Raw genomic sequence first — 24,638 nt, 5'->3', positions numbered from 1 at the left:
CTTAATTTTGTATAAAGAATAACCTGAAGAAGACAATTTGTCAGTTCTAAACGAAGTGTATATACCAGGACACACAAAAATGGGGGGGTAGTAGGCAATAAATTATTTTTACTATGCCCATACCCTCTCTCTACCCACTCACAGCCTTACCCGAAAGGTTGTTAAAAGCAAGACACACTCACCAAACAGCGATGCCGTAATGTTACAAGAAATTAACCCAGGAACTTTAATCAACAATCGCTACCAAATTCAGCAAGTTTTAGGACAGGGAGGCTTTGGGAGAACTTACCTAGCATTCGACATTCAGCGTTTTGGTGAATCCTGTGTTCTTAAAGAATTTGTCCCAGAAAACACAAAAGAAGACTTAGTGCGTAAATCCCGCGAGTTATTTGAGCGGGAAGCTAAAATTTTGTACCAAATTAACCATCCCCAAATTCCCAAGTTTCTGGCTTGGTTAACTGAGGAAGATCGGTTATTTATTGTGCAGGAGTACATTCAAGGTAAAACCTACTCCGAACTCTTGTATGAGCGTCTTTCTCAGCAAAAAGGACCATTTTCTGAAGCTGAGGTTATTCAGTGGCTGCAGGATTTATTGCCAGTGCTGACATATATCCACCTGCAAAATATTATTCATCGAGACATTTCACTGGATAATGTTATGTTCTCTAACAGACAATCTAAACCTGTACTGATTGATTTTGGAGTGGTTAAAGAAAAAGTCACGGAAATTTTTTCGATAACCGAGCAAAACGCTTCTCCCTTTGCCCAAGGTTCAATAGTGGGGAAAGTTGGTTATTCTCCACCAGAGCAGATTTATATGGGACAATGCTATCCTTGCAGCGATATTTATGCGCTAGGAGTGAGTGCGCTTGTTCTTCTGACAGGAAAAACGCCAAATGTATTAATTGATTATCTCACACTGAAGTGGCAATGGCGCTCCCATATCAGTATCAGCGAGCCATTAGGTAAGATACTGGACAAAATGCTAGCAGAGCAACCAGCACAACGATATCAGTCAGCTCATGAAGTGTTTTCTGCGCTCCAATCAACTGCATTGGGATATACCATTAGCAATGAAGCTACCCAAACTGTAGGAATTCCTCCGACGCTAAATTTGAAAAAAGAAACTTCTAAAATAACTCCTATTAATCCAGAGTTTTTAGAACTTTGCCGTCAAGAACTTACCCGTTCTGTAGGACCATTTGCTAATCTTCTTATTGAAGAAACTTTGACCCAATTCCCTAACATGACACCCAGCCAGCTTGTAGAAGCTTTGATGGCAGAAATCCCTCATCAACAAAGAGCAGAAGAATTTAAAAAGCGCATGAAACTAGGATAATGTTTTTCACTCCTAATATTTATTGAGTTGCTCTCCGCTTTCTTGAATTAGTAGAGGCATAATAGAGAAACTTGCTTTTCTCTGGGCAAAATTCTTTCGAGTAATAATTATGACGTTCCCTGACCCTATCCCCAATGAACCTACAGAAGTTATCCCGACGACTCAAGTGGAATCAGATTCCGAACTCCTGACAACAAATACACAAGAGCAGATAAACAGTGCGAAAGATTCCGGACCCTTGTTTCAAGCTGTTGGGATCGTTATTGGGATTGTTAAATTTGCTGATGAGAACAAAAGCACTCTCACTATCGGTCAAAGGGAATACCCACTTTTCTATGCTCCACGAAAACAGAGAGCTTTTGAAGCTCTCAAAAAAGAAATAGAAGCAACTGGCGAATACAATCAAAGATTGGTTGTCTATCCAAAAGTCATTCATTTTCCGCGCAGAGAACAAACGCATCAGATCGCTTTTCAACTCGTTGGCTTTGACAAGGGACGGGAAGAAGAGGCAATCTCAGGAGAACTTCAAGATTTGGAATTCAAGATTTCAGGATTGTGGCAGTTTATTCCTGTCTGTCCCACTCCCTGCATTTCAGTTTTCCGCAATTTTACTCGTGAAAGACTGGACTATATCAAGCAAGCTGAACCAGCGAAGAAAGTTAAATTTATGAAGGCTAGCCATCTTCCTGTGCTTTGGAGGGATGGACCAGTTAGACCATTTAGATTTAATCCCAAAGCTGAGAAAGAGCAACAAGGACACCCTGCATTTGTTTCTATCAAAGCCAAATTTTTGCCCCATCGCGATGTCTTTGGTTTTGTTGAGCAATTAGGAGAACCATTGGAAACAGCACCTAAATTTCTTAAAGCATCCAAGCAAGATAAAGCTATAGTACAAAGTGCTGCTAAAGCAAGAGGTAGGGGGGTTCCAAGTAGACAAGAGGGAAATAAACTTCCTACTCCCAAACCCCGTAAAAAGTTATAAGGTACCGGAAAATTACCTTGGTCTTCCTAATGTTGTCATATATAAAACTGCTTCATCACTAGGAATACCTAAGACTTCATTGACTCGATCGTCAAAAAAGCCACCTATACCGCTTACGCCTAAACCAAGGCGAATTGCTGCTAAATTCAATCTTTGACCTAAATGACCGGCATCCATGTGTAAGTATCGATAAACGCGATCGCCATACTGAGCAACTGCTGATTTTAAATCGGCTGTATGAAAAACAATAGCTGCTGCATCTCGCCCCAACTCTTGTCCCAAGCAGAGAAAGTGGAGTTCTCTTCTGAAGTTTTTAAAGCGAATTTGTCGTAATTCTTGTGCTTTAGGTGCGTAATAGTAACAGCCTGTTTCTAGCCCTTTGACCCCGGATACAGTAATAAATGTTTCTATTAAATTTAGGTCAAAGTAATCGGTTGAACTATCAAAACCTTGGTAAATGTAATTTTCAGGTTGATAAGTAAAATCAAGTAAAGCGTTCAGTTCCTCAAAAGTTAACTCCTCACCACTGTAGGCGCGGGTCGATCGTCTCTTAAGAATAGTAACTTCTAACCCCTCTAGTTTTTCTCCCCAATCAATCGGTTGGCTTGCAGTGGGAATTTTTTCGCAAAAAGAAAAGTTGTATTTGTCTTCTAAAGACTTTTCTTGCTTGACTGTAGGTAAATTGAGCTTACCAGTTGTACCCGGTTTAATTTCTGTTGCGCGATGAAAATATTTCAGCAGTTCTCCATCAGGAATGTGAGGAAAATTCGTCTCTGTCGCGGAAGGTAAAGTCGTGCGCCCTGTGGATAAGTTCTGTTTGATATCCAGTAAATCTGCTAGGGGAAGAACTGCGATCGCACCTTCCTGTAGCGGATCGATATAAAGCAGTTCGTTCATTTGTTCGTCAATAAAACCACCGATTGGGTGGGGGCGATAATCAGTAATAGCGCCAGCTAACTCGATATTCCCCAGGAGATGCCCTGTATCCAAAAAAATCCGTCGGTAAGCCCTGTCTTCATAGCGCCATGCCGAACGATGGAAAATGGCAGTGACGACAATCGCCAGTTGAGTTGCTTCCAAAGCAGGGTGCCAAAAACAGGCTTCCTGCAACTTTTGCCAAACATCACTTTCCCAATAATGCATTAAGGAATGAGTGCGGCATTGGTAATTATACAGACCGGGCGGCAACAACGGTGTTCCACGAGACACTAAGTACATCTCCGCAGGATACAAGCCACCGGCGCTAGGTGCAGCACGAAGATACACCCCACTTCCCATAGAAGGCATTCTTGCCGTTAACCCGTAACTGCAAAATAGCAACCGCGCCAGCCTCTGCCACCACTGACTTTCTGGGTTACCAGCAAATGCTTCTGGCTTTTCTTGGATGTAAGGCTTGAGGTCAAAAACAGAGCCAATTTTGTACTCTTTAAATGGTACTGGTTGCTTAGACCAATCCAACCCCTTATTTTTAGAGGCAATGGTCTGAGGGTCATACTTAGTCCGTTCGTGGTAGTGCTGAGCAATGGATTGGCGTAATTCCGGCATAAGATGTATAAATATGCTTCTGCTACATATCTTGGCATTCTAGAGGCTCATCATTTAGTCTTAATTAGTACAAATGAGGAGCGAAGAGGGAAGGTAACAAGAAAATAATCGACTCAAAGAACAATTAGGAGAGATTTTTTAATTTTTAATTAAAATTGTTAGCTGCACAATAGGCAATTTCAATTTTTAATTTTCAATTTACTATTTTTCTCTCCTGTATTTATTATGTTCGATCCAGCCCAGAAGAGTCGGGTGTTTGTACCAAACGTTGAGAATTACGCCTCCACCGAGTCAAACCATAGCCAGCAGCTACCAGAACCAACAAATAGGGGCTGTAGACCAGCAACCAAATACCCAACTTCAGCAAACCAACAGTGAATTCTCCCAAAGAGTGAGTAGAATTATTCCAAGCTTCTTGTACTTGCGAACCAAAAGCCGGTTGCGTTGCCTTGGCGGAAACTGCTGCTTCTAAAGAAATTTTGGGAGATTTTTTTGATTTGGAAGTCCCTAAGTGGCATCCTTTTAAGCCCGAAACCCACGCAGGTGGGTTTTGCCTGTATAGCCGCAAATTCTATTTGCCAAGGCATATAATTACGGATTAGACAAAGGAACATTGCGAAACTCAATTTTAATATCACCTTGGTAGTAAGAACTCTCCAAATAAGAACTGATTTCTAAAACTTCTATTTTGTTGACTTCTATTGGAACTCTGTTAAAGGAAAAAATGGCTTTCAATGCAACATCTTTAATCAAGTTGTTACTTACACTATACGGACCTGTATTACTACCAAATTCAACTTGTGTAGCAATATTTTCGTTTCCTGTATCAAATATTCTCGTTCTCCTCAACTCATTAGAATTAGGATACAAAGAAACTCTAGCGTTTTCTCGCGTACTTATTATGTTGAGAGAACACTGTATCCTCTGCGCTGTTGTATCTGTAGTTGATTTTTGACAACCTAGAAGTTCAAAGGAAATATCTTGTTGCTCGATCGCACTAATTGGAGACTTTATTTCCGGTGCTGAAGATGGAGAAGGCAATGAACTTTCTGTAGGGGATGGAGATGGAGATGAACTTTCTGTAGGGGATGGAGATGGAGAAGGCAATGGTACAACTGTAGATGATGGCGTAGGAGATGAACTTGCTGTGGGCAATGGATTAACATTAGGCGTCAGTGAAATATCGCCAAAAATTTTCTTCCAATTCAGAATGACTAAAGTCGTTGCAACACCACCTACAAAAACTACGAGGATAACCAAAAAACCCAAAATAAACAGTATTTTCTGAAAATTGTTATTGGGAGGTTTATTTTCTGAATTTTTATTACGATTTTGAGTCATTTAGCATCCTCCTAAAAGAGAAATTATACACTGATAATATAATGCAGAAAACTAAATCAGCGATTCTTGAAGCCGTTCAAGAAACGGCTAAAGGACTACATAAAGCTGGCGTGATGGATCGGGTCACATTGCGCGAATTCGACCGACTGTGCTTGCCACCGATTGAACCGCTAGAACCTAAGCAAACTAAGCAAATCCGTGAATCAGCCCGTTTTAGCACCTGCCGTGGGATTTATAATCGCTAAGGCAGGTATCATCCAAGTGGATGAATAACACTGAAATCTAGAGCGAGAAACATGGAAACAAAACAGCTAGGAAAAACAGGTTTATCGGTCAGTGCGATTGGTTTGGGGACTATGCCAATGTCACTCAGTAGTCGTCCTCCTGAGTCAGAATCTATAGAAGTTATCCATCGCGCCTTGGATTTAGGTATTACATTCATTGATACGGCTGACTCCTACTGTAAAGACGAATCAGACAAGCACCACAGCGAAGGATTGATTCACCAAGCATTGCAAACTTATAAAGGCGATAAGCCGGATCGCGTTACGATCGCAACCAAAGGCGGTTTGATGCGTCCCAACGGTAACTGGACTCGCAACGGGGAACCCAAGCACTTACAGGAAACCATCCGTATCAGCTTTGAGGCATTGGGAGGACAAAAACCCATTGATGTTTGGCAATATCACGCTCCCGATCCAAATTACACCATTGAGGAATCTCTTGCACCAGCAAAAAAAGCAGTGGATGCGGGTATGATTCGGTTTGTAGGAGTTTCCAACTTTTCTGTTGAACAAATCAAGCGGGCGCGGGATATAGTCGATATTGTCTCCGTGCAAAACCAGTACAATCCTTGGTACCGTCAACCAGAGTTTGACGGAGTGTTAGAGTATTGCGAAAAAGAAAGCTTGACATTTTTACCTTGGAGTCCCTTTGGTGGTAGCCGCCGTCACCAGGGATTGGCTGATTTTCCTACAATTGCCAAAATAGCAAAAGAAAAAGGTGTATCGGTTTACTGTATTGTTTTAGCTTGGTTGCGTTCCAAGTCACCTTGTATTTTACCAATTCCCGGTGCTAGCAAAGTTTCCAGCATTGAAGATTCAGTTCGTGCTGTTGACGTAAAATTATCTGAAGATGAAGTTCAAAGAATCGATCGAGAAACGGCATCATAATCCGGTATAATAACAAGTTTGCAACGAAGATGATGCTTGGTGACTGGAGAAGCTAAATTATGGCCCGGATGTACTACGACGAAGATGCGAATTTAGACCTTTTGGCGGGAAAAACTATCGCTATTATTGGCTATGGTTCCCAAGGTCATGCCCACGCCCTCAATCTCAAAGATAGCGGTCTGAATGTAATTGTTGGACTATATCCGGGCAGTAAGTCAGTGGCAAAAGCTGAAGCTGCTGGATTGACCGTTAAGAATGTTGCCGACGCGGCTAAAGCTTCTGACTTAATTATGATTTTGCTGCCAGATGAGGTGCAGAAAACTATTTACAAAGATGAGATTGAACCTCATTTGGAAGAAGGAAACGTTTTATTATTTGCTCACGGCTTTAATATTCACTTTGGTCAAGTTGTACCACCTCCCACTGTGGATGTGGTGATGGTTGCACCCAAAGGACCGGGACATTTGGTACGGCGAACCTACGAACAGGGACAAGGCGTACCTGCTTTGTTTGCGGTCTATCAAAATGCTAGCGGTCAAGCACGCGATCGCGCAATGGCATATGCTAAAGGTATTGGCGGTACTCGTGCGGGAATTCTGGAAACGACTTTCCGCGAAGAAACAGAAACGGATTTGTTTGGCGAACAAACTGTCCTGTGCGGTGGTTTAAGCGCCCTCATCAAAGCTGGTTTTGAAACTTTAGTGGAAGCAGGATATCAGCCAGAATTGGCTTACTTTGAATGTCTCCATGAAGTCAAATTGATTGTTGACTTAATTGTAGAAGGCGGCTTAGCTAAAATGCGCGATAGCATTTCAAACACTGCTGAATATGGAGACTTCACTCGCGGACCTCGGATTGTGAACGACCAAACCAAAGCAGAAATGCGCCGCATTCTCAAAGAAATTCAATCCGGTCAATTTGCACGAGAATTCGTTTTAGAAAACCAAGCAGGTAAACCGGGTTTTACCTCCATGCGCCGTCAAGAAGCCGAACACCCCATTGAGGCTGTTGGCAAAGATTTACGTGCCATGTTTAGTTGGATGAAAAAAGATTGATATCTTCCCCACCTTGCCAGAGGCTAAGGGTGGGGATTCCAAACATCACGCTCTTAGGAGCAACTCCACGGGAGGCGCACCGCCCGCTACGAATGAAAGAAACACTCTTTCCCCTACTCCCTACTCCCTATTCCCCACTCCCCTGTTTCTTAAGAGAATTGGAAGACAGGCCTGTTGACTGAATCGATGTTGGTGCTGACATGTGCTCTGGTAAAGGAGGTGTTAACAAGGGTGAGTAACAAATCACCTGTGCCAAAGCCTGCGTTTCCAGCAGTGCCATCTCCAACTCGGAACTGGCTACTACCGTTGACTATACGCACATCAATTGCGTCAATATCACTGAAGGATAGGACATCTCCCCCTGTTCCTGTTGTAAATCCATTAACCCGGTCTTGGCCATCGCCACTCCTGTAGAGAATTGTATCGCGACCAGTCCCACCATTGAATATGTCATTGCCAGCACCACCAAAGAAAATGTCATTTCCGCTACCACCTGTTAAAGTATCATTGCCGTCACCTCCGTCAAGATAATCATTCCCTCCCTGACTGTTGAAGTTGTCGTCACCATCATCGCCGAAAAAGTTATCTTTGGCGCTTGTTCCAGTTAGGTTATCCTGACTGGAAGTCCCAAGTACTAGACCAATAGCATCAACTGCGATCGCACCCGTGAGATCAGCTCCGACGAAGATAGCATTTGTGAAGTCGGTTTTAGACAGGTCAGCATTTCTCAAGTTGGCATTGGTGAAATTCGATCCTCTTAAATTGCTGTCAGCCAGTTTGGCTCCAGTCAGGTTTGTAACTGTCACATTGCCATTGGCATCTATATGAGGACTAAAATCAGAACCGGGCAAAATAACATCATCTAATGTAAAGTTGCTTAAATCAGCGCCACGAAACCTGACATTAGCTGGTTGATTTGGATCTGGTGATTCTACGTCACTGAAAGATACACCACTGAGATTAGCTCGGTCAAAGATAGAGTTTTGCACGGTAAAGTCTGTGAGTTTTACCTCTCGGAAATCAGCACCCGTGGCATTGACATTGACTAGAAGCGCGGACTCCAGCTCGGTCTCTTCCAACTTAGCATTCACTAGCGTGGCACCCGTTAAGTCAGCAGCTTTTAGCTTCGCCTTGTAGAGATCGGCTCCTGTCAGGTTTACCCCTCTCAGATTTGCTCGTTCGGATTGTTCGCCACTGAGATTTGCTTCTCGCAGGTTAGCATTGGTCAGGTTGGCTTTAGACAGGTTAATGACTTTCGCCTCAATCATTGACAGATTGGCTTGTTGTAGTCTAGCTCCACTGAGATTGACATTTTCTAATGTTGCCTTGAAGAAATTAACAGGTTTACGAAAGCTACTGTTAGGACTAAAGATGGCATCCGATGCATTCACATTGAACAGCTTTGCTTCTTCAAAATTAGTGCCGCTTAATAACGTCTTAACAAATTGAACACCGTACAACTCGGCTTTGAAAAATGTTGAGCCATTGAGGTCTCGACCGTTGAAATTTCTTCCTTCCAATCTTTGTTCGCTAAAGTTTAAAACTGCCATATTTTGTACATAAAAAATCTAATTGGTGTGAGCTAGAGATGTAAGAGAATGAGCAATCTGACCCATTAATTCTGTGAGGTTTTTAACTGACAAAAACTTGTAAAGACGTGTCATGGCGCGTCTCTATGTTCCCTGGATTTACTTGATGTAGGTAATGCACTACTTGTTTGCGGTTGTTGTTCTCTTCTTGTTGCTGTATCCATCGTAGGTGTTGAGGTAACAAATGCGACAAGTCATAGTGCTCTAGAATTGTTTGCCTTGCTCGATCGCGAATGGCAGCCATTTTTTCTGGATGCTGGAGTGCTTCTTCTACGCGATCGCATATTTCTTGTGGTGAAAAGAAATTTACCAACAAACCGTTGACACCATCTCGGATGATCTCGGTAACAGGGGAAGTGTTGGAAGCTACTAGCAAGCACCCGGCGGATAAAACCTCCAACATTGACCAAGACAGAACAAAGGGACGAGTGAGATAAACGTGTACAGAGGATGCTTGAAGAACTTGCAGGTATTCAGAGTAAGGCAACCAACCTGTAAAATGAATTCTGTTGAGGTCGAGGTCATATTTTTCCAGCATCGCCTCTTTGTAAGTTTTACCCTCTGGCAATGCTTTACCGTAGGCTACCCGGTTTTCTCCCACAATCGCCACATGACACTGGGGTCGCCGCTCTTGAAGTAAGGCAACCGCCTCCATAAACTGCGGAAAACCTCGATAAGGTTCCATGCCCCTTGCTACATAAGTCACCAGTTCTTTTGCGTGCGACAGGTCTAAATTGATGCGTGGTAATACCAATTTGGCTCCTGGCTTGGGACAAAAAAATTTGGTATCAATGCCATCATGACACACAGTAATTTTACTGTGATATTCTGGAGGAAATTGTTGCCTTTGCCAATTGGTGGGAGAAAGACCGCGATCGCAACTGTATAAATCCATTAAGATGGGCGCATTTTTCAGCCGAATTCTGGCTTCATCGTCAGCATTCAGGGGTTCATTGGGGTCAAAATCGGCATCGGTGCCATGAGCGTGGTAAAACCATTCAAAATAACAAAGTAATTGCGCTTTTGGGAAAATATCTTTAATTAACAGAGTTGGACCCCAACCGGAATGACCGTAGACAACATCCGGAACAAACCCACGAGAAGAAAGTTGTTCCGCCATGCGATAAACAGCCTGACCCTGAAGCACAGCATTTTCTAAAGGTCTGACATAGTGATGGGTTTCTGGTCGCGCCTCTCGTTTTGAGGTATAGATGACCTTATGAACACCAGGGATACTACCCTCGCGACGGGTGGTGCCAAAAACCACTTGGTGTCGTTTGTCTTGAGCTAAAGCCGCAGCAACGTGACGAAATTGGGCTGGGAAATTGGGGTGCAGGAATAAAATTCGCATGATTGGTTGAGTGAAATGAACTCGGAAATATAAAGTTCGGAATTCCGAATTCTTTTTGTGATTTCAATCCCACTGTCCCTTTGGTAAGAGACAGCAGAAGATACTAAAATAAAGACAGTGAATTTGTTCAGGGTAACTTCTCAGGCGCGTGTGTCTCGGAGCTATCTAAGTTCATCCGCCTGGTTGCCCATTTCCTAAGCGATAAAATCTGCTTCAGTAATCAGTGTGGGACGCACGTTAATGACGTTCGCTAAGACTTCGCGAGTTTCAGTCACTGATATCCGAGTACTAATTTGACCATCAATCGTGACACGGGTGAGAGAAAGATCCCCAAACGGTAAATCAACCTCGAAGAAATCTACGCCATCCTGAAAATCATTGATCCGATCGCCTTGTGGAACAGGATCGCCAGGCTCAAAATCAACAAATGATAATGCAAAGATGTCAGTACCTGCTCCACCAATGAGAGTGTCAACGACTCCGTCCTCTTCACCGCCAGTGAGGGTATCATTGCCAGATCCACCTATAATCCTGTCGGTACCAGCACCACCATCAAGGAAGTCATCACCAGCACCGCCATCAAGGACGTCATTACCACCAAGACTGTCCTCGCCATCACCGTAGAGAGTGTCATTGCCACCTGCACCTAAAATCCTGTCAACACCTTCTCCACCCTCAAGGTAATCACCTTCAGTGCCACCCTGGAGAGTGTCATTGCCACCCTCCCCATACAAAGTGCTACTGCCAGCCTCACCGTTCAGACTGTCATCACCACCTCCACCATAGAGAGTATCGTTGCCACCTCCGCCTAAGAGGATGTCATTACCACCTTCAATCAATCCTTCTGTGTCATCGCCGTAAAGCAAGTCATCAGAGCTGCTACCAATCAACGTGTCTGCATCTTCACCACCAAGTACAGTATCCTCAAATCCACCAAAGAGATAGTCATTGCCCGCACCTCCATCTAGGAAGTCTTTGTCATCACTCAGAGCTTGTCCGCCATTGAGGGTGTCATTGCCTTCTTCACCATAGAGTTCGTCCTCGCCTGCATCCCCACGTAGGCTATCAGCACCATCTCCACCAAACAGAGTGTCTTTATCTAGCCCACCATTGAGGCTGTCATTACCATCCTCACCATACAGTTCATCTTCACCATCATCCCCAAACAATCTGTCGGTACCGTCTCCACCAAACAGAGTGTCTTTATCGAGTCCACCTTGGAGCAGATCATTACCGCCTAAGCCAATTAAAAGGTCTTCACCTGCTTGACCGCGCAGAGTGTCGGCTTGATTAGAACCTTGAAGAGTATCTGATTCCAGTGTTCCGTTTCTGACTACCATAAATTGCTCCTTTCAAAAAGAATCAAGAATTTTAGCTCACTTGAACGGACTTAATGTACACTATTAAGTCGTACTAGTTTGTTTTTGCAACTCTCACTACTCCCCTCTTTCAAATTTGAGATTGGGTGCCAAAGGCATGGTGAGAAGTTGCACGCTCTATGCGCTACCTGTACCATCGACATCAAAGTAGAGGACATGATAGTACTCATAGCTATCTCCTTAAGGAGACGCTACACGAACAAGTCAGGACACCCGTCCAAAGCTTATGCTCGGCAACGCAAAACCTCATCTTTGCACCTTTATGTGAGGTAACAAAGATGCAGTTTATCTACTTGAAAATAGCTGTAAGCAAAGTTGCATCAATGCGATCGCAACAATGTAAATATGCCAAGTCGCAACTTCATCATATATTGTGAAGTTTGCACAGCCACATTAAAGCCATCAGATCCCCTGCGATTATAATCCCGTTTGTAAACCCTGGTAAATCAAAACGATATGTATATTAAGATGCTTATTTAATACTGATTCAGCATTCGGGATTTTGCATTATAATCTACGAAAAGTTAATCTGATAACATATAGATAACGATTGGAGTATACACCCAACTCTTCAAAATTTTAAGCTCTTCTGCTGCTTCATTGCTTACTACTTAAAGTCAAGCCTTGTCAACAATATAAAGCTTTTAGTTTCTCATATAACTTTAAAACAGAAAGATGGAACAAGCAAACCCATCATGTTGTTTTTCATCATTCTTCTCGTAATCTTCACAATTTTAAAACTACCCAAAAATTAAAACTAGAGTTTAGAGAAGTTCTTAGGGAAGAGCAATCTAGGGAAAAGAATGGGGAAATTTTCTTCTGCGTACAGCAGAGAGTTCGCAGCAAAAATACTGACTCCGAGCCAAATGCTAGATACTCTAACACGGTAAATTGCACCTAATACTAAGAGTTAATTTACTTAGACTATATGTACGCGAGCTAGGTATAACATTTATCACAATAAATCTAACCTTGTCAATGAGATATTTTCAGGCATCTATAAGAATAACTGATGTATTGGTGCAATGATTTTTCAAACTAATGGCAGCGAGAATTGAAACGTGCTTCCCTCATTTAGCTTGCTGTATACTTGAATTTCCCCTCCTTGTAACTCTACAAGACGACGCGAAATAGCTAAGCCAATTCCGGTACCTCCTGGGCTGCGAACACGAGAACGATCCGAGCGCCAAAAGCGGTCAAAGACAAATTTTAGATCATCTGTACTAATGCCATGACCTGTATCAATAACTGCAATCCATAATTTAGGAGGTTCGCTCCAAACTTTTATTGTGATGGAACCTTCCAAAGTGTAGCGTACCGCATTGCCAAGCAGGTTGACCAAAATTTGCTCAACTCGTTCGGGATCGGCAGAGACTAAGGGAGGATTGGGCGGACAGTCCAACCACAACACCGGACCTTCTTCTAAAAGTTGATCGGAGAATCGCTGAATTAGGGACAGAAACAGTGGATATAGATTAACGGGTTGTATGTTGATAGGTAAATATCCTGCTTCGGCTTTAGAAAGTTCTTGTGTATCATCAACCAATCGATGTAATCGAGTTGTCTCCCTGGCCAATCGCTGAAAAACTTCTGCTGAAGGTTCAATTGTGCCATCTGCTAAACCCTCTAAGTACCCCTCTAAAATTGTCAGAGGGGTACGGAGTTCATGGGTTAAGTCTCCTATAAGTTCTCGACGGCGCTGTTCCACCCCTTCAAGGTTGGCGGCCATTCGATTGAAGCTAGTGGCAAGACGATTTAACTCTGGAATCTCATTTTTAGGTATTCGTGCTTTTAAATCTCCTTGCGCGAATTGCCGAGTAATCTTCTCCATTTGATTGAGAGGTTGTACAATTCGTCGTGCAACTAGGTAACTTAAGCCACCTGCTACAGTTGCACCTGTTAGTATAGAGTACCAAGCTCCTCTGTTCCAGGCTGTTTCAAACTCCTCAACTAATTCGTGGCGAATTTTACTTAGGTCAAATCCCCTTCCCTCTAAAGACTTTAAATGCAATCCAAACAGGTGGGGCGAGAAGAACCTGCCCACTATCACCAGGGTACTCAACCCAACTAACATTACAATAGCGTGGGAGAATAGTAATCGCCATCGCAGGCTAACCTTGCTCACTTTTCGTCTAAGTAACAGAATTTTTTCATTTATAACCCATTGAGATACGCTATTTTAACAAAGATTGGATTAATTAAATGAACTTCAGTATTTTTAGATACAATTATTATGCTATTTTCAAAGAATTACATCCAATCAACTACTTTATAAGAAATTTACGAAAATCACTGTTTATTAACATAAAAAATTAATCTAAAAAATAGTATGATGAGTTATGTCAGAGGAAAAAAAATTCGATAAAAAAATAAAAATAAACTTTTGAATCTCAAAAAATAGTCACAATTTCGTCATAAGATTTACACAGTTTTGTTAAGGGATAATTGTAAGCTTTCTTATAGCAAGCGAAAAATGATGGAAACCCCAACCGAATTACTGTACAAGCTATCGGTCTAAGGTTTTTTTAGTTCAATTGCCTCCATTTTGATACATGGAAAATCTGAGAGCTAGCCGAGCGGCACAGGGTGTAAAAGTACTCGTCGTAAACTGTGAAGACTGTGAATAAATTACTGACTATCGCTATCCCCACTTACAATCGTGCCGAACTACTTGACAAACAATTGGCATGGATTGCTCAAGCCATCCAAGGTTTTGAGTCTGACTGCGAAATTTTTGTCTCAGATAATTGTTCAACTGATAATACTCAGGAAATCATCAAAAAATGGCAAACTCAACTCAGCCATATCACATTTAAGTCAAACAGAAATTCCGAAAATCTTGGTGTAATGCCCAACATCATCAATTGCCTAAAATCAGCAACAACAAAATATGTTTGGGCAATTGGTGATGACGATCCAATTGAAAATGAGGCAGTGTCATATGCCTTGGGAAAAATTAAAAAGCATGAGAATTTAGCGCTATTATTTCTCAATTTTTCCGGTCGCAACAAAACCACTGGTGAACCAGTTCATCCACCAACAATAGTTGGAAACCGTTGGTTTGATGTTGATAGTGAAGATGGCGATCGCGACGGAAAAGCTGTATTTGAACACTGTTTTTCCAAGAGCGTGGGAGCAGTGATTTTTCTGACAGCTTCTATATATAGAACCAATCTAGTACATAAATCTCTTCAAAAATGGGAAGATGCAGCACAAAACTGGATATCTTTAGCGTACATAGCAGGCTATTGTGCTGCTAATGGCAGAGTCATTGTGACTAAAAAGACTTACGTAGAATGTATCGTTGGTGTAAGCTATTGGCAGAAAGAGCAAAAGTCAGCACTGTTAATGCAATACAAACATATATCTGAAGTGTTGATGAAACTAGAACAAAACGGTTATTCTAGGCAATATTGCAGGCAGATGGTTTGGAAGAACTTCCAAGAAGCTAACTTGAAAGTTCTCTTCGGTGCATTAAGGAGATGGCCTTTATTTACGATAAAGACTGTTGTTCCCTTCTTTACTCTAGTTGTTTTATCTATTTTAGATATAATAGGTAATCGCCAAATAAATGGAGTAGAAAACCCAGAATTATCTACGAAAAATCTATCAAATTATGAGATATAATCTAGGGTAAAAATAACAAAAAAGTAGTTTAAAATTTAGCCAATAGTTATGTCATGATTAGCAGCATTGGAAACATAATCAAAAGTAAAGTAATTGACTTACAGTCTCAATTAATCTATAGGGGAGAACTTCTGAAGCATGCAGGAAAAGTTCCTGTATTGAAAGATAGCGATCGCAAAATTGTAGATGCCCTGAACACAGAAGGAGTTTACGTTACTTCTCTTGAAGAATTGAAAATAAGCTCTACTTCCACTCTTCTCAAAACAGCACACAATTATTTGTCTGAAATGTTGTCGGTAAATCACAGCGAAAAAACTGAAAGATTACCGCAAATTTACACGATGACAGATTTGTCTGAGTTTTCTCAATGGGCACAAGAAAAAAAATTACTCTCGATAATTGAAAACTATATCGGACTTCCGGTTGCCTTTCATGGAGTGCATTTGCGTAAAGACTTTCCTAACGAGAACCAATTTGGGACTCTGCTTTGGCACAAAGACTCCGAAGACCGTCGTATTGTCAAAATTATTGTTTATCTAAGTGATGTAGAAGATCGTCACGGACCTTTTGAATATATACCCCTGTCTTTAACCTCACTGCCTAACTTGAATTATTACCGGATTTATTACAAGCTTTGGCGGTCTGGTTATATAGGGATTAACGATGAGCAGTTGCAGGACATTATTCCTAAAAAGTACTGGAAATCATGTCCCGGACCAGCAGGTACAGTTATTTTTGTAGATCCAAGACGCGCTTTGCATCATGGAACTTTGAGAACACAAGACAGGTCAGCGCTGTTTTTTGTTTACACTGCCAATCCTCCGCAGCGTCCAGAATTGTGTACTCAATACTGGGATGAGACTTTCGCTAGACCAGAAGTTTTGTGTAAAGCTTAACCTTTTGAGTTGCAAGATCCTCCAAGATCCCCGACTTCTTAAAGAAGTCGGGGATCTGACGTGTTGAACTTCCTTGTCTTTATTTATAATTAAAGGCAGTTCTTAAGTGCTCATCCTCATTTTTGGCGATCTCGTAGCATGACCAAAATCAAAAGGGCTGCAATAGTAGGCGGAACCCATGGAAATGAATTTACAGGAATCTATTTAATTAAAAAGTTTGAAAAATATCCTGCTTTAATTAAACGCCATAGCTTTGAAACCTTCACATTACTGGGAAATCCTAGAGCTTTTGAAGAAAGTAGGCGGTATATTGATAAAGACTTAAATCGTTGTTTTTTGAAAAAAGACCTACATGATACCACACTATCTAGTTATGAAGACATTCGCGCAAAAAATATACACAAAATTTTAGGGCCAAAAGGAAACTCCCAAGTAGATGTCATTGTGGATTTACACTCGACAACTACAAACATGGGACTCAGCATTATTTTGAAAAACGAGCATCCTTTTTTACTTAAGTTAGCTGCTTACTTAAGTTCAATTAATCCATTGGTAAAAGTTTGTTGTGCTGCTTCCGATAGAGAAAGTAGTTTTCTCCGTTCTCTTTGCGAATTAGGCTTTGTTGTTGAGGTAGGTCCGGTTGCACAAAGTGTTTTGAGTGCAGAATGGTTTCAAAAAACCGAAGAACTCATATATACTATCTTGAATTATTTAGATTCTAGCAACCAAGGAACAGCACCACCATCTCCCAGCGCAGTTACGGTTTATTTTACTATAAGTGATGTGGATTATCCCAGAAATGAGCGGGGAGAGATTCAAGCAATGATTCATCCTCAGCTTCAGTTTAGAGATTACGAACCTCTTCATCCTGGCGATCCAATGTTTCTTACTTTCGATGGTAAAGAGATTCCTTATGTAGGAGAGTCAACTGTTTATCCAATATTTATCAATGAAGCTGCGTACTATGAAAAGGGCGTTGCCATGTGTTTCACAAAAAAGCAAGAAATCCTACTTTCTAGTCATGATGTCATAGAGATGCAACCTTCATAATCGTACAAATCTTATAACTTGTTGCTCTGTAACTTGCAACACACCGATCGCAATCTGAATCAAAGGCCAACCTACCAAACATATTAACGCTGCTTGAGTGGTGCTAATATCTAACCCTTGACGAACTGCTACGATCGCCGCCAGCAAACTCCATACTGCTAATATCAACTCAATTGGTCGTCCCAGTAAAGGTATCAAAGTTAAAAAATTGAGGACTTGTGGTGCATAAGCAAATCCGATAGGACTCAATAAGTCACCAAAAGTTGGATCTATTGGCTTTAACCACTGTCCAATTTTCCAAATCGTAAAAGTCCAAAAATAGTAGCCTGCTATGATTGAGAGTATATCAAGTACAAGCACTGCGATCGCGATTGGCAAAGAAACAAGATTGATGATCAAAATAACACTACTTCCCAAAGCATGAGAAAGAGCAGATAAAATCACGATAGATAAGGCTAACTGACGAGTTTGTGGAGTGTTACGAGCATTTTCATAAAGGCTAGAATTTAACAATAAAGCATCTTTAAGAGTTTTCCAAAACCCCTGCTTTGATTCTATCATTTGTTGGTTGTTAGTGGTTAGTTGTTGGTTGTTAGTAGTTCAGAATTGATATTTAGTAGTTAGTGATTAATAGTTGAGAGTTAATATTTAGTGGGTACAAGTCTGATAATATGATTATTTTACCACTAACAACTAATCAGTGACCAGTGACCAGTAATCAGTGACCACTAACCACTAACCACTAACCACTAACAACTAACCACTAACTGTAAAATGCTTCGATTTATTCAACAGATATTGCTAAGGGTACAAGGTGATACTTTAAAGCTACTTGTTTTGGCAGGAGTTTTGCTTCTAGCTTGGGGAACCTTAGCGCCTGTGGGAACTTTGATTTGGTGGTTGCAAGAAGGTGCGGAAAGTTTGGGTTTAAAAAATCAAGATCGGACAAAGAAACTATTATCAGGTGCTAATCAATCGGGTGGAAGTACTCGGTCTGCAAAAATTAACTGCTACATTGTCTTTTTGCCAGGAGTGGGAGATTTTTCAGCTAACCAGTTAACTCCAGGCGAAGAATTCTTTCTAAATCGATTGGAACAGTTTCATTCTAATTGTGTGACTGTTCGGGATGTCTTTCCTTATTCAGCTGCAAACGAGAGTTTGGGAGGACAGAGGTTTCTCAGTCCTTTATGGCGTGCTGCAGATGAAGCAGATGGTTGGCTAAAAAATGCCGATATTTTAATTAAAATTCGCAATCTCTGGCGGTTTGCCATTTCCGCAGACGAACGTTACGGTTCTGTTTATAACCAGGGAATTGCAACAGCAATCGTCGATCGCATGAACGCCGTATATCCTATTTCGCGATCGCAGCAACCCCTTAAACTCATCTTAATTGGTACTAGTGGAGGAGCACAAGTGTCTCTTGGTGCAGTCTCCTATCTAGAGGATTGGTTGAATGCCAAGTTAATCGTTATCTCTGTTGGGGGTAGCTTTGATGGAAACACTGGCTTTGAGACCGTTCATCATGTGTATCACCTTCAAGGTCGTCGAGATTGGGTTGAGGATGTAGCTCGTTTCTTGTTTGCGTCACGTTGGCCCATAACTGTTGGTTCTCCCTTTAATCAAGCACAGCAACAAGGACGTTATACCGTCGTTAGTAGCGGACCCCATGCTCACGATGGTCCTGAAGGCTATTTTGGGACAGCACCTGTGGAAGGAAAGAAAACTTCTTACGTAGAGTTAACCGTGCAGAAAGTGAATCAATTGCCTATTTGGTCTGAAAATTAATTACGTGCTACTACTGGCAACACTTTTTCACCAAAAACTTCAATAAACTTCTCCTGTTCCCGGTTAACATTGTGCAGGATAAGTTCATCAAATCCGAGTTCAACGTATTCCTGAAGCCACTCAATATACTGTTGTGGATCTGAGGAAATGCGGACGTGTAGATCCAACTCCTGGGGTTGAACAAATGCTCCAGCCGCATCAAATTGCTGTGGAGTCCGCAACTCTGTCATCAAAATATTTTCAAAAATATTGTTGCGCCATTGCTGGTGTGCTTTTTGCCGTGCTGCTTCCTCATTGCGATCGTAAGAAAGCTGCACTTTTAAAATCATGGGTTTACCTTCACCACCACCACGACGAAAAGCCTCAACAACTTCTTTCAGCTTGGGAAGTGGATGAGAAATAGTAATCAGCCCATCAGCCCAACTGCCAAGCCATTCTGCTGTTTTAGAGGTGATAGCAGCTCCAATAACTGGAGGCGGTGTTTCCGGACGGGTGTATAGTTTTGCCTCTTCGACACAAACTAAACCGTGATGAGTGACTGTTTCTCCTGTCCAAAGAGCACGCATCACATCAACACACTCTTTGAGGCGAGCGTTTCGTTGAGATTTGGTAGGCCAACCGTCTCCAGTAATTTGTTCGTTGAGTGCTTGACCGCTACCAACCGTTAACACAAAGCGATTGGGAAACATTTCTAATAAAGTTGCTACAGCCTGAGCAACGATCGCAGGATGATACCTCTGACCTGGAGCACAAACCACTCGGTAGGAAAGTGTGGGGGTGGCTTGCATTGCAGCACCTAGCCAAGACCAGGCAAAACCGCTTTGTCCTTGTTGTTCGCTCCACGGATGGAAGTGATCGGAAGATAGGACATGAGTGAAGCCAGCTTGTTCTGCCATTTGGACGTACTTAAGCAGTTCGCTGGGTTTAAATTGTTCGTGAGAAGCCTGACAACCAATTTTTACCATAAAGTTGAAAAAAGAATGCGACAGATCGTAGTGTGAAATTTAGTCCAAGCAAAGCTTTCCCAATCCAAAATCCAAAATCCAAAATCCAAAATAGTATTAGCCATTTAACGCATCGTGTTGACTCGGAACCAACGGTAACCGTATGCTGATAAAGGAATGGAAAATAACTCGCCTTCAATTGGTTCGTATTGTCGATCGCAAAATAACTCAATCAGGTGCTTGTACTTTTTTGTTTTGATGGTGGCGATACACTCTCGATCTGCAAGATTGTGAACTGCGATCGCAGCTCTACCTTGCCATTCACAGCAGTGAGCAAAAACGCAAGGTTCATCGGTTTCTAGAATTTGCCACTCTCCCCGACCAAATTCTGGGCATTGCTTGCGAATACGGATAAGGCGTTCCATCCAATTCATTAAGGAATTCGGGTCGCGCTGTTCGGTAGCAACGTTAACGTGTGTGTAACCGTAGTTGCCTTGTGAAATAGTTGGTTTGGCAAGATTCTTTTCAGGGGAAGTGGAAAAACCACCATTGGGTTCATCTGACCACTGCATCAGAGTACGAACGCTTTCGCGACCTTCTAGAGACAAGTCATCACCCATACCGATTTCATCACCGTAACGTAGCATGGGAGTACCGGGCAAGCTGAACATCAAACTATAGGTCAGTTCTATACGATGACAATTGCCTTCTAGCATAGGTGGTAGTCGGCGACGAATACCCCGTCCAAAACTCCGCATATTTTCTTCAGGAGCGAAAGCCGCAAAGACCTCTTCTAGTTCTTCTGAAGCCAACCCAGAAAGATCGAGTTCATCGTGATTTCGCACAAAGTTAAGCCATTGCCCAATTTGAGGAATTTTTGGTATTGACTTTAACCCATCAATCAAAGGTGCGGCTTGCTGACGAGCAAGAGCGAGGAACATATGACGATTCAACAAAAAGTTGAATAGCATATCCATGCGATCGCCATCTCCAAAGTACACGGAGAATTTGTCTGGTGTTACATTTGCTTCTGCAAGCAGGATTGCATCAATACTGCGAGACGAAAGAAATTCCCGCATATGAGAGAGGAAATTTTGCAGGCATTTTTCGTCTGCACCTTCAATCCCAATTCCCGTTATCAAGAAAGGAGCAGCATCTATCCGAAAACCAGACACCCCTAGTTCCAACCAAAAACCCATAATTTTATAAATTTCTTCTTGCACTGCGGGGTTAGCAATGTTCAAATCTGGTTGTTCTTTGTAGAAGTGGTGCAGGTAATAGGCTTGGGAAGTTTCGTCATACTCCCAAACACTGCGTTCAACATCAGGAAAAACAGGTTCTACTTCGTGTTCGGGAAGTTTATCTGTCCACACGTAATAATCCCGGTACTTAGAGTTTTTATCGGCTCCCGCTGCTTGGGACCAGGGATGTTGATTGGAGGTGTGATTCACCACCAAATCCACCATAACCCGAATCCCACGCTCTCGTGCTTGATACATGAACTCCACAAAATCTCCCAGTGTTCCCAATCGAGGGTCTACATTGTAGTAATCCATCACATCGTAGCCATTGTCTCGATTCGGGGAAGGATAAAAAGGTAGGAGCCATAAACAAGTAATACCCAGTCCAGCAAGATGGTCTAAGCAGTGAGTTAGTCCTTGAAAGTCACCTATACCATTGCCATCTGAGTCCATAAACGTTTCGACATCCAGAGAGTATGCGATCGCGTTTTTGTACCACTGGTCTTTCATCAAACCTCCTCTTCTCAACAATATTGATTTGCCACTTATTTTAAGAGACTTGTGTGAATTGACTGATCAATTCTCTGAAAAACACAAATTAATTACCTTTTTGAGGTAAATAATCAGGACAGTCACTAGCTGCTTTTGTCATGACTAAACAAGGCTGCACAGCACATTGTAAGTATTGATTGTGTTTAAAAAACTGACATCTAAAACACGGAATTCGAGAGTAAAGTTTTGAAGTAACTATTTTTTGATATAAAGCTTGTGTAAAATTAGTTTGCTTTAAAAAAGCAATTGAGAAAATGAGTAAAAAAAAGAGAGGAATTAAAAATACACTTTCACTGGGAATCACCAACTCTGTTCTTGACGCAGAATTTTGAGGTGGCTCACTAAGAGTCTGCTCTACAATAATTGCTTTTTCCGGATTCATTGTTAGTCAAAAATATTACAACATTGTATATCCTACCTAATATCTTGACTTTATCAATAGTATCTTCAACGAGTTATATCCGTTACCGTAAGAACGAACATATCTCCTTGGTAAAAAGGTAGGTTCAATTACAGTAGTATCTCTAAAGGTAATGACAATACACCTATCTCAAGGTATGTTATTCACCTATCGTGCTAGATAAAAAATTAGCTCAGGGGGAACTGAGTACACCAGTCCCAAGAAATCAATCTATCTTGTGGGGTGGGCGTCCTCGCCCGCCCAAGTCATAGGACAATACGGTTCAGTTAAGGGTCGAGAGGGGAGCACCACACCCGGTATCTCCAAGATACTGGGTTTCTAAATAACTGCTTAACTGAACTGTATTGAGTCATAGGACGGGCGAGGACGCCCATCCTACAAGAAAAAGGTGGAATGTTTTTTAATTAAACACTTACTTTATGGATAGATAGCGTCAGCAACCAATACGGGCTTATTTCTATAATCAGCGTCTAACTGGGTTTTCACTTTTTCATCCCACCTAACGTTATAGGCTCTCTCAATTTCATTAACGTTAAAAGGACGCAATTCACCCATAACCATCACAGTTTGAGCCTTCTTAATCTCCTCTTGTGGCTCAGGCTTGAGAAAAACTAGCAAATCCTCTGCACCTATTACATAATTTTCATCTAGAGTAAATAAAGCCGGACTTTGAACGTTGTCAACTTCAGCCCTAACTGCAAGAGTTTTACCATAGAATCTTGTGGGTTTGCTCGTAATTTGACCGGGTGTTGGTGCTTGTATTATCTCTTGAGCAATAATTGCAGGTTTGTTGACATGGTCTTTGTAGTATTCATCCTGCAAATTTAACTGGTAGTCACGCTCGATTTGTGGAATGTCTAAATTACGAACTTGACCAGTAACTTGAACTTTTACATCTTTATTTTTAGGTAAATCAAAAGGGACACCTGTGGCGTTTACGACCACAAAAGGCTCACCGCTCATAAATCGACTATCACTGACTGTAAAAGAGCTTGAACTAACTTTTTCAAAAGGCTTGCTAATAATGGTCACGGTTCTACCAATATAATCATCGGTATTGCTGCTGATATCATATGTACTAGCAAGCCCTGGAGGTGAAGCTGAATCGCTACCGTACCCCAATCGAACAAACAACGCCAACACTGCTGTGGCTAAGACTACCTTTGCATTCCAAAGGTTTTGAAACATATCCTTAGTGCTAGACATAGCGTCTCCATTAACCTGGCTTTTGTTACTTACATCCACTTTTACCGGGCTTTTATTACCTAGATTCATGGTTCAATAAATATTGGTTTTCAAAACAACAGAAAATTTACATTTCTTGGCAAGTAAATCTAAGAAATTCAAGAAACGTTTTTGCCATATTTTCTATCTATTCTATTGATGAAACATAGATTAAGTAGACAAGTACTTTTTAATCGGTTAAGTCTGTAGTTAGATTAAAGGATTTTCTGCAATCATTTCTTCTAGCCAAAGTCATAAAAATAAGATTAAATAAACTTCTTTTACTGTCCTATAGATAGAGCATATAGGTGGAGATTTGCTTGTTGTTAAGTAAGTCGGCACAACTAAAGTTACAGCAGTTTTCAAATAAATGAACCACACTATGCTCTTGTGGAACGGGCGTCCCCGCCCGTACATCATAGAGGGCGGGCGAGGACGCCCACCCCACTCCATGTGGCCCCACCCCACTCCATGTGGTCTAATAAGAGCGAAAATTGCTGTAACTTGGGGCTTCTTTTGGTTTTAGCTAAAACGGACTGAAAAAAGCGCGGCGCGTATTTCTAAGCTATGGAATGACGTAGTGTGCGCCCCGACGTTGACCAACTAATTTTAATTGCTGAGCGTCTGTTAACCTCCGCAGTAAGCGCGTTACTCGATCTTGACTAATGCGACACAGTTCTATTGCCTCTTGTCTAGTAATTTTGCCATGAGTTTTTACATAACTCAGAACCATTTGCTCTTGCTGTATCAAATTAAAGCCTGCTTGTCTAACATAATCGGCTGACTGTCCTAATTCTCGGTATATTTGAGGACTTAAGGTGTAGGTGCGTCCTTTTTTGACTCCATGTGCTTCTACTAAACCTGCCTCAACTAATCTTTCTAAAACACTACGGGCGATCGCCTCGTCTCGTTGAATAGCTTGGGCAAGAGTGGTGGCAATACTGCTCGGTTAAGGGAAAGTGAAGCCTAAAATTCCGAAGAAACTGTTCTCGTTTTATTTACGAGAACAAAAATGAGAGAAATTTGTATAAATGAACCCACAAGAGATGAGCAAGTATCTCTCAAGAATGTTTATATTTAATTGAAAAAATCTCTAACCCTTGTCCCTTTTAATTTTCTAGCTAGTTCAACTATCTTCTACTACT

General features: G+C 41.7%; 23 protein-coding genes. 10 read left to right on the top strand and 13 right to left on the bottom strand.

Translation table 11 applies throughout. The features are described from left to right. Window positions 1–199: 199 nt before the first annotated feature. Both WA1_RS11585 and WA1_RS11580 read left to right on the top strand, forming a co-directional pair. Window positions 200–1,339, top strand: coding sequence for a serine/threonine-protein kinase (locus WA1_RS11585; protein WP_017749172.1), 1,140 nt, complete (start codon window positions 200–202; stop codon window positions 1,337–1,339). 109 nt (window positions 1,340–1,448) lie between these two features. Next, the gene (locus tag WA1_RS11580) at window positions 1,449–2,321 is read left to right on the top strand and encodes a hypothetical protein (RefSeq protein WP_017749171.1); all 873 of its coding nucleotides are present in this window, start codon (window positions 1,449–1,451) and stop codon (window positions 2,319–2,321) included. Between the two features lie 12 nt (window positions 2,322–2,333). Here WA1_RS11580 and WA1_RS11575 read toward each other — a convergent pair whose 3' ends face one another. From WA1_RS11575 to WA1_RS11565, 3 genes are all read right to left on the bottom strand, one after another. After that, window positions 2,334–3,866 carry a SagB/ThcOx family dehydrogenase gene (locus WA1_RS11575; RefSeq protein WP_017749170.1) on the bottom strand — a complete coding sequence of 511 codons (1,533 nt, stop codon included), beginning with the start codon at window positions 3,864–3,866 and terminating at the stop codon, window positions 2,334–2,336. A gap of 223 nt (window positions 3,867–4,089) precedes the next feature. Next, window positions 4,090–4,434, bottom strand: coding sequence for a DUF4349 domain-containing protein (locus tag WA1_RS11570; RefSeq protein ID WP_017749169.1), 345 nt, complete (start codon window positions 4,432–4,434; stop codon window positions 4,090–4,092). 23 nt (window positions 4,435–4,457) lie between these two features. Then, window positions 4,458–5,207, bottom strand: a complete 750-nt coding sequence (locus WA1_RS11565) for a hypothetical protein (protein WP_017749168.1) — start codon at window positions 5,205–5,207, stop codon at window positions 4,458–4,460. A 41-nt stretch (window positions 5,208–5,248) separates the two neighbouring features. On the opposite strand from WA1_RS11565, the gene WA1_RS11560 reads away from it, so the two are divergent. The 3 genes from WA1_RS11560 to ilvC are packed head-to-tail and all read left to right on the top strand — an operon-like array spanning window position 5,249 to window position 7,434. After that, a complete protein-coding gene (locus WA1_RS11560; RefSeq protein WP_017749167.1) occupies window positions 5,249–5,452 on the top strand; it encodes a hypothetical protein in 204 nt (67 codons plus the stop codon). 51 nt (window positions 5,453–5,503) lie between these two features. Continuing rightward, window positions 5,504–6,379: an aldo/keto reductase gene (locus tag WA1_RS11555; protein ID WP_017749166.1), complete on the top strand. Its 876-nt coding sequence runs from the start codon at window positions 5,504–5,506 to the stop codon at window positions 6,377–6,379. 59 nt (window positions 6,380–6,438) lie between these two features. After that, the gene (ilvC, locus tag WA1_RS11550; protein ID WP_017749165.1) at window positions 6,439–7,434 is read left to right on the top strand and encodes a ketol-acid reductoisomerase; all 996 of its coding nucleotides are present in this window, start codon (window positions 6,439–6,441) and stop codon (window positions 7,432–7,434) included. A gap of 149 nt (window positions 7,435–7,583) precedes the next feature. Here ilvC and WA1_RS11545 read toward each other — a convergent pair whose 3' ends face one another. The 3 genes from WA1_RS11545 to WA1_RS11535 all read right to left on the bottom strand — a co-directional run bounded on the left by WA1_RS11545 (window position 7,584) and on the right by WA1_RS11535 (window position 11,714). Further along, window positions 7,584–8,984, bottom strand: a complete 1,401-nt coding sequence (locus tag WA1_RS11545; RefSeq protein ID WP_017749164.1) for a pentapeptide repeat-containing protein — start codon at window positions 8,982–8,984, stop codon at window positions 7,584–7,586. An 82-nt stretch (window positions 8,985–9,066) separates the two neighbouring features. Further along, complete coding sequence (locus WA1_RS11540) at window positions 9,067–10,374, bottom strand: glycosyltransferase family 4 protein (protein ID WP_017749163.1); 1,308 nt, start codon at window positions 10,372–10,374, stop codon at window positions 9,067–9,069. A 194-nt stretch (window positions 10,375–10,568) separates the two neighbouring features. Continuing rightward, on the bottom strand, window positions 10,569–11,714 hold the full coding sequence (locus WA1_RS11535; protein ID WP_017749162.1) for a calcium-binding protein: 1,146 nt from the start codon (window positions 11,712–11,714) through the stop codon (window positions 10,569–10,571). 158 nt (window positions 11,715–11,872) lie between these two features. On the opposite strand from WA1_RS11535, the gene WA1_RS54870 reads away from it, so the two are divergent. Further along, entirely contained in the window at window positions 11,873–12,130 is a 258-nt protein-coding gene (locus tag WA1_RS54870; RefSeq protein WP_148662672.1) for a hypothetical protein, read from the top strand. Between the two features lie 656 nt (window positions 12,131–12,786). Here WA1_RS54870 and WA1_RS11530 read toward each other — a convergent pair. After that, window positions 12,787–13,827 carry a sensor histidine kinase gene (locus tag WA1_RS11530; RefSeq protein WP_017749161.1) on the bottom strand — a complete coding sequence of 347 codons (1,041 nt, stop codon included), beginning with the start codon at window positions 13,825–13,827 and terminating at the stop codon, window positions 12,787–12,789. A gap of 545 nt (window positions 13,828–14,372) precedes the next feature. Here WA1_RS11530 and WA1_RS11525 point away from each other — a divergent pair. The 3 genes from WA1_RS11525 (at window position 14,373) to WA1_RS11515 (ending at window position 17,326) form a co-directional block, all read left to right on the top strand. Beyond that, entirely contained in the window at window positions 14,373–15,380 is a 1,008-nt protein-coding gene (locus WA1_RS11525; protein ID WP_017749160.1) for a glycosyltransferase family 2 protein, read from the top strand. A gap of 53 nt (window positions 15,381–15,433) precedes the next feature. Beyond that, window positions 15,434–16,276 (top strand): phytanoyl-CoA dioxygenase family protein, encoded by an 843-nt coding sequence (locus WA1_RS11520; protein WP_017749159.1) that lies wholly within the window; start codon window positions 15,434–15,436, stop codon window positions 16,274–16,276. 138 nt (window positions 16,277–16,414) lie between these two features. Then, window positions 16,415–17,326: an aspartoacylase gene (locus WA1_RS11515; protein WP_017749158.1), complete on the top strand. Its 912-nt coding sequence runs from the start codon at window positions 16,415–16,417 to the stop codon at window positions 17,324–17,326. On the opposite strand, the gene WA1_RS11510 is transcribed toward WA1_RS11515, so the two are convergent. Next, window positions 17,321–17,887 (bottom strand): YIP1 family protein, encoded by a 567-nt coding sequence (locus WA1_RS11510; protein WP_017749157.1) that lies wholly within the window; start codon window positions 17,885–17,887, stop codon window positions 17,321–17,323. The two genes, WA1_RS11515 and WA1_RS11510, sit on opposite strands and share 6 nt — an antisense overlap. A gap of 213 nt (window positions 17,888–18,100) precedes the next feature. Here WA1_RS11510 and WA1_RS11505 point away from each other — a divergent pair, with 213 nt between their 5' ends. After that, window positions 18,101–19,111: a hypothetical protein gene (locus tag WA1_RS11505; RefSeq protein WP_017749156.1), complete on the top strand. Its 1,011-nt coding sequence runs from the start codon at window positions 18,101–18,103 to the stop codon at window positions 19,109–19,111. Here WA1_RS11505 and WA1_RS11500 read toward each other — a convergent pair. From WA1_RS11500 to WA1_RS58645, 5 genes are all read right to left on the bottom strand, one after another. Then, entirely contained in the window at window positions 19,108–20,076 is a 969-nt protein-coding gene (locus WA1_RS11500) for a TIGR03885 family FMN-dependent LLM class oxidoreductase (RefSeq protein WP_017749155.1), read from the bottom strand. The genes WA1_RS11505 and WA1_RS11500 overlap by 4 nt on opposite strands. Window positions 20,077–20,180: 104 nt before the next feature. Further along, entirely contained in the window at window positions 20,181–21,806 is a 1,626-nt protein-coding gene (locus WA1_RS11495; RefSeq protein ID WP_066612847.1) for an alpha-amylase family protein, read from the bottom strand. 88 nt (window positions 21,807–21,894) lie between these two features. Next, window positions 21,895–22,230 (bottom strand): hypothetical protein, encoded by a 336-nt coding sequence (locus tag WA1_RS11490; RefSeq protein ID WP_017749152.1) that lies wholly within the window; start codon window positions 22,228–22,230, stop codon window positions 21,895–21,897. A 456-nt stretch (window positions 22,231–22,686) separates the two neighbouring features. After that, window positions 22,687–23,544, bottom strand: a complete 858-nt coding sequence (locus WA1_RS11485) for a hypothetical protein (protein WP_033336685.1) — start codon at window positions 23,542–23,544, stop codon at window positions 22,687–22,689. A gap of 514 nt (window positions 23,545–24,058) precedes the next feature. Next, a complete protein-coding gene (locus tag WA1_RS58645) occupies window positions 24,059–24,244 on the bottom strand; it encodes a hypothetical protein (protein ID WP_201789086.1) in 186 nt (61 codons plus the stop codon). Window positions 24,245–24,638 lie beyond the last annotated feature (394 nt).

This window comes from Scytonema hofmannii PCC 7110, from assembly GCF_000346485.2.
Taxonomy (GTDB): Bacteria; Cyanobacteriota; Cyanobacteriia; order Cyanobacteriales; family Nostocaceae; genus Scytonema; species Scytonema hofmannii.
Note: the sequence above shows the minus strand (reverse complement) of the source record. Positions and strands in the feature narration are given on the sequence as shown.

What these genes read in the sequence shown, in the direction of transcription:
- WA1_RS11505 (WP_017749156.1), top strand. Translation starts at nt 18,101, where the DNA reads ATGCTTCGATTTATTCAACAGATATTGCTAAGGGTACAAGGTGATACT.
- WA1_RS11535 (WP_017749162.1), bottom strand. Translation starts at nt 11,714, where the DNA reads ATGGTAGTCAGAAACGGAACACTGGAATCAGATACTCTTCAAGGTTCT.
- WA1_RS11575 (WP_017749170.1), bottom strand. Translation starts at nt 3,866, where the DNA reads ATGCCGGAATTACGCCAATCCATTGCTCAGCACTACCACGAACGGACT.
- WA1_RS11530 (WP_017749161.1), bottom strand. Translation starts at nt 13,827, where the DNA reads ATGTTAGTTGGGTTGAGTACCCTGGTGATAGTGGGCAGGTTCTTCTCG.
- WA1_RS11545 (WP_017749164.1), bottom strand. Translation starts at nt 8,984, where the DNA reads ATGGCAGTTTTAAACTTTAGCGAACAAAGATTGGAAGGAAGAAATTTC.
- WA1_RS11500 (WP_017749155.1), bottom strand. Translation starts at nt 20,076, where the DNA reads ATGGTAAAAATTGGTTGTCAGGCTTCTCACGAACAATTTAAACCCAGC.
- WA1_RS11510 (WP_017749157.1), bottom strand. Translation starts at nt 17,887, where the DNA reads ATGATAGAATCAAAGCAGGGGTTTTGGAAAACTCTTAAAGATGCTTTA.
- WA1_RS11585 (WP_017749172.1), top strand. Translation starts at nt 200, where the DNA reads ATGTTACAAGAAATTAACCCAGGAACTTTAATCAACAATCGCTACCAA.
- WA1_RS11520 (WP_017749159.1), top strand. Translation starts at nt 15,434, where the DNA reads ATGATTAGCAGCATTGGAAACATAATCAAAAGTAAAGTAATTGACTTA.
- WA1_RS11485 (WP_033336685.1), bottom strand. Translation starts at nt 23,544, where the DNA reads ATGAATCTAGGTAATAAAAGCCCGGTAAAAGTGGATGTAAGTAACAAA.
- WA1_RS11495 (WP_066612847.1), bottom strand. Translation starts at nt 21,806, where the DNA reads ATGAAAGACCAGTGGTACAAAAACGCGATCGCATACTCTCTGGATGTC.
- WA1_RS11555 (WP_017749166.1), top strand. Translation starts at nt 5,504, where the DNA reads ATGGAAACAAAACAGCTAGGAAAAACAGGTTTATCGGTCAGTGCGATT.
- WA1_RS54870 (WP_148662672.1), top strand. Translation starts at nt 11,873, where the DNA reads ATGCGCTACCTGTACCATCGACATCAAAGTAGAGGACATGATAGTACT.
- WA1_RS11540 (WP_017749163.1), bottom strand. Translation starts at nt 10,374, where the DNA reads ATGCGAATTTTATTCCTGCACCCCAATTTCCCAGCCCAATTTCGTCAC.
- WA1_RS11490 (WP_017749152.1), bottom strand. Translation starts at nt 22,230, where the DNA reads ATGAATCCGGAAAAAGCAATTATTGTAGAGCAGACTCTTAGTGAGCCA.
- WA1_RS11580 (WP_017749171.1), top strand. Translation starts at nt 1,449, where the DNA reads ATGACGTTCCCTGACCCTATCCCCAATGAACCTACAGAAGTTATCCCG.
- WA1_RS11515 (WP_017749158.1), top strand. Translation starts at nt 16,415, where the DNA reads ATGACCAAAATCAAAAGGGCTGCAATAGTAGGCGGAACCCATGGAAAT.
- WA1_RS11560 (WP_017749167.1), top strand. Translation starts at nt 5,249, where the DNA reads ATGCAGAAAACTAAATCAGCGATTCTTGAAGCCGTTCAAGAAACGGCT.
- ilvC (WP_017749165.1), top strand. Translation starts at nt 6,439, where the DNA reads ATGGCCCGGATGTACTACGACGAAGATGCGAATTTAGACCTTTTGGCG.
- WA1_RS11565 (WP_017749168.1), bottom strand. Translation starts at nt 5,207, where the DNA reads ATGACTCAAAATCGTAATAAAAATTCAGAAAATAAACCTCCCAATAAC.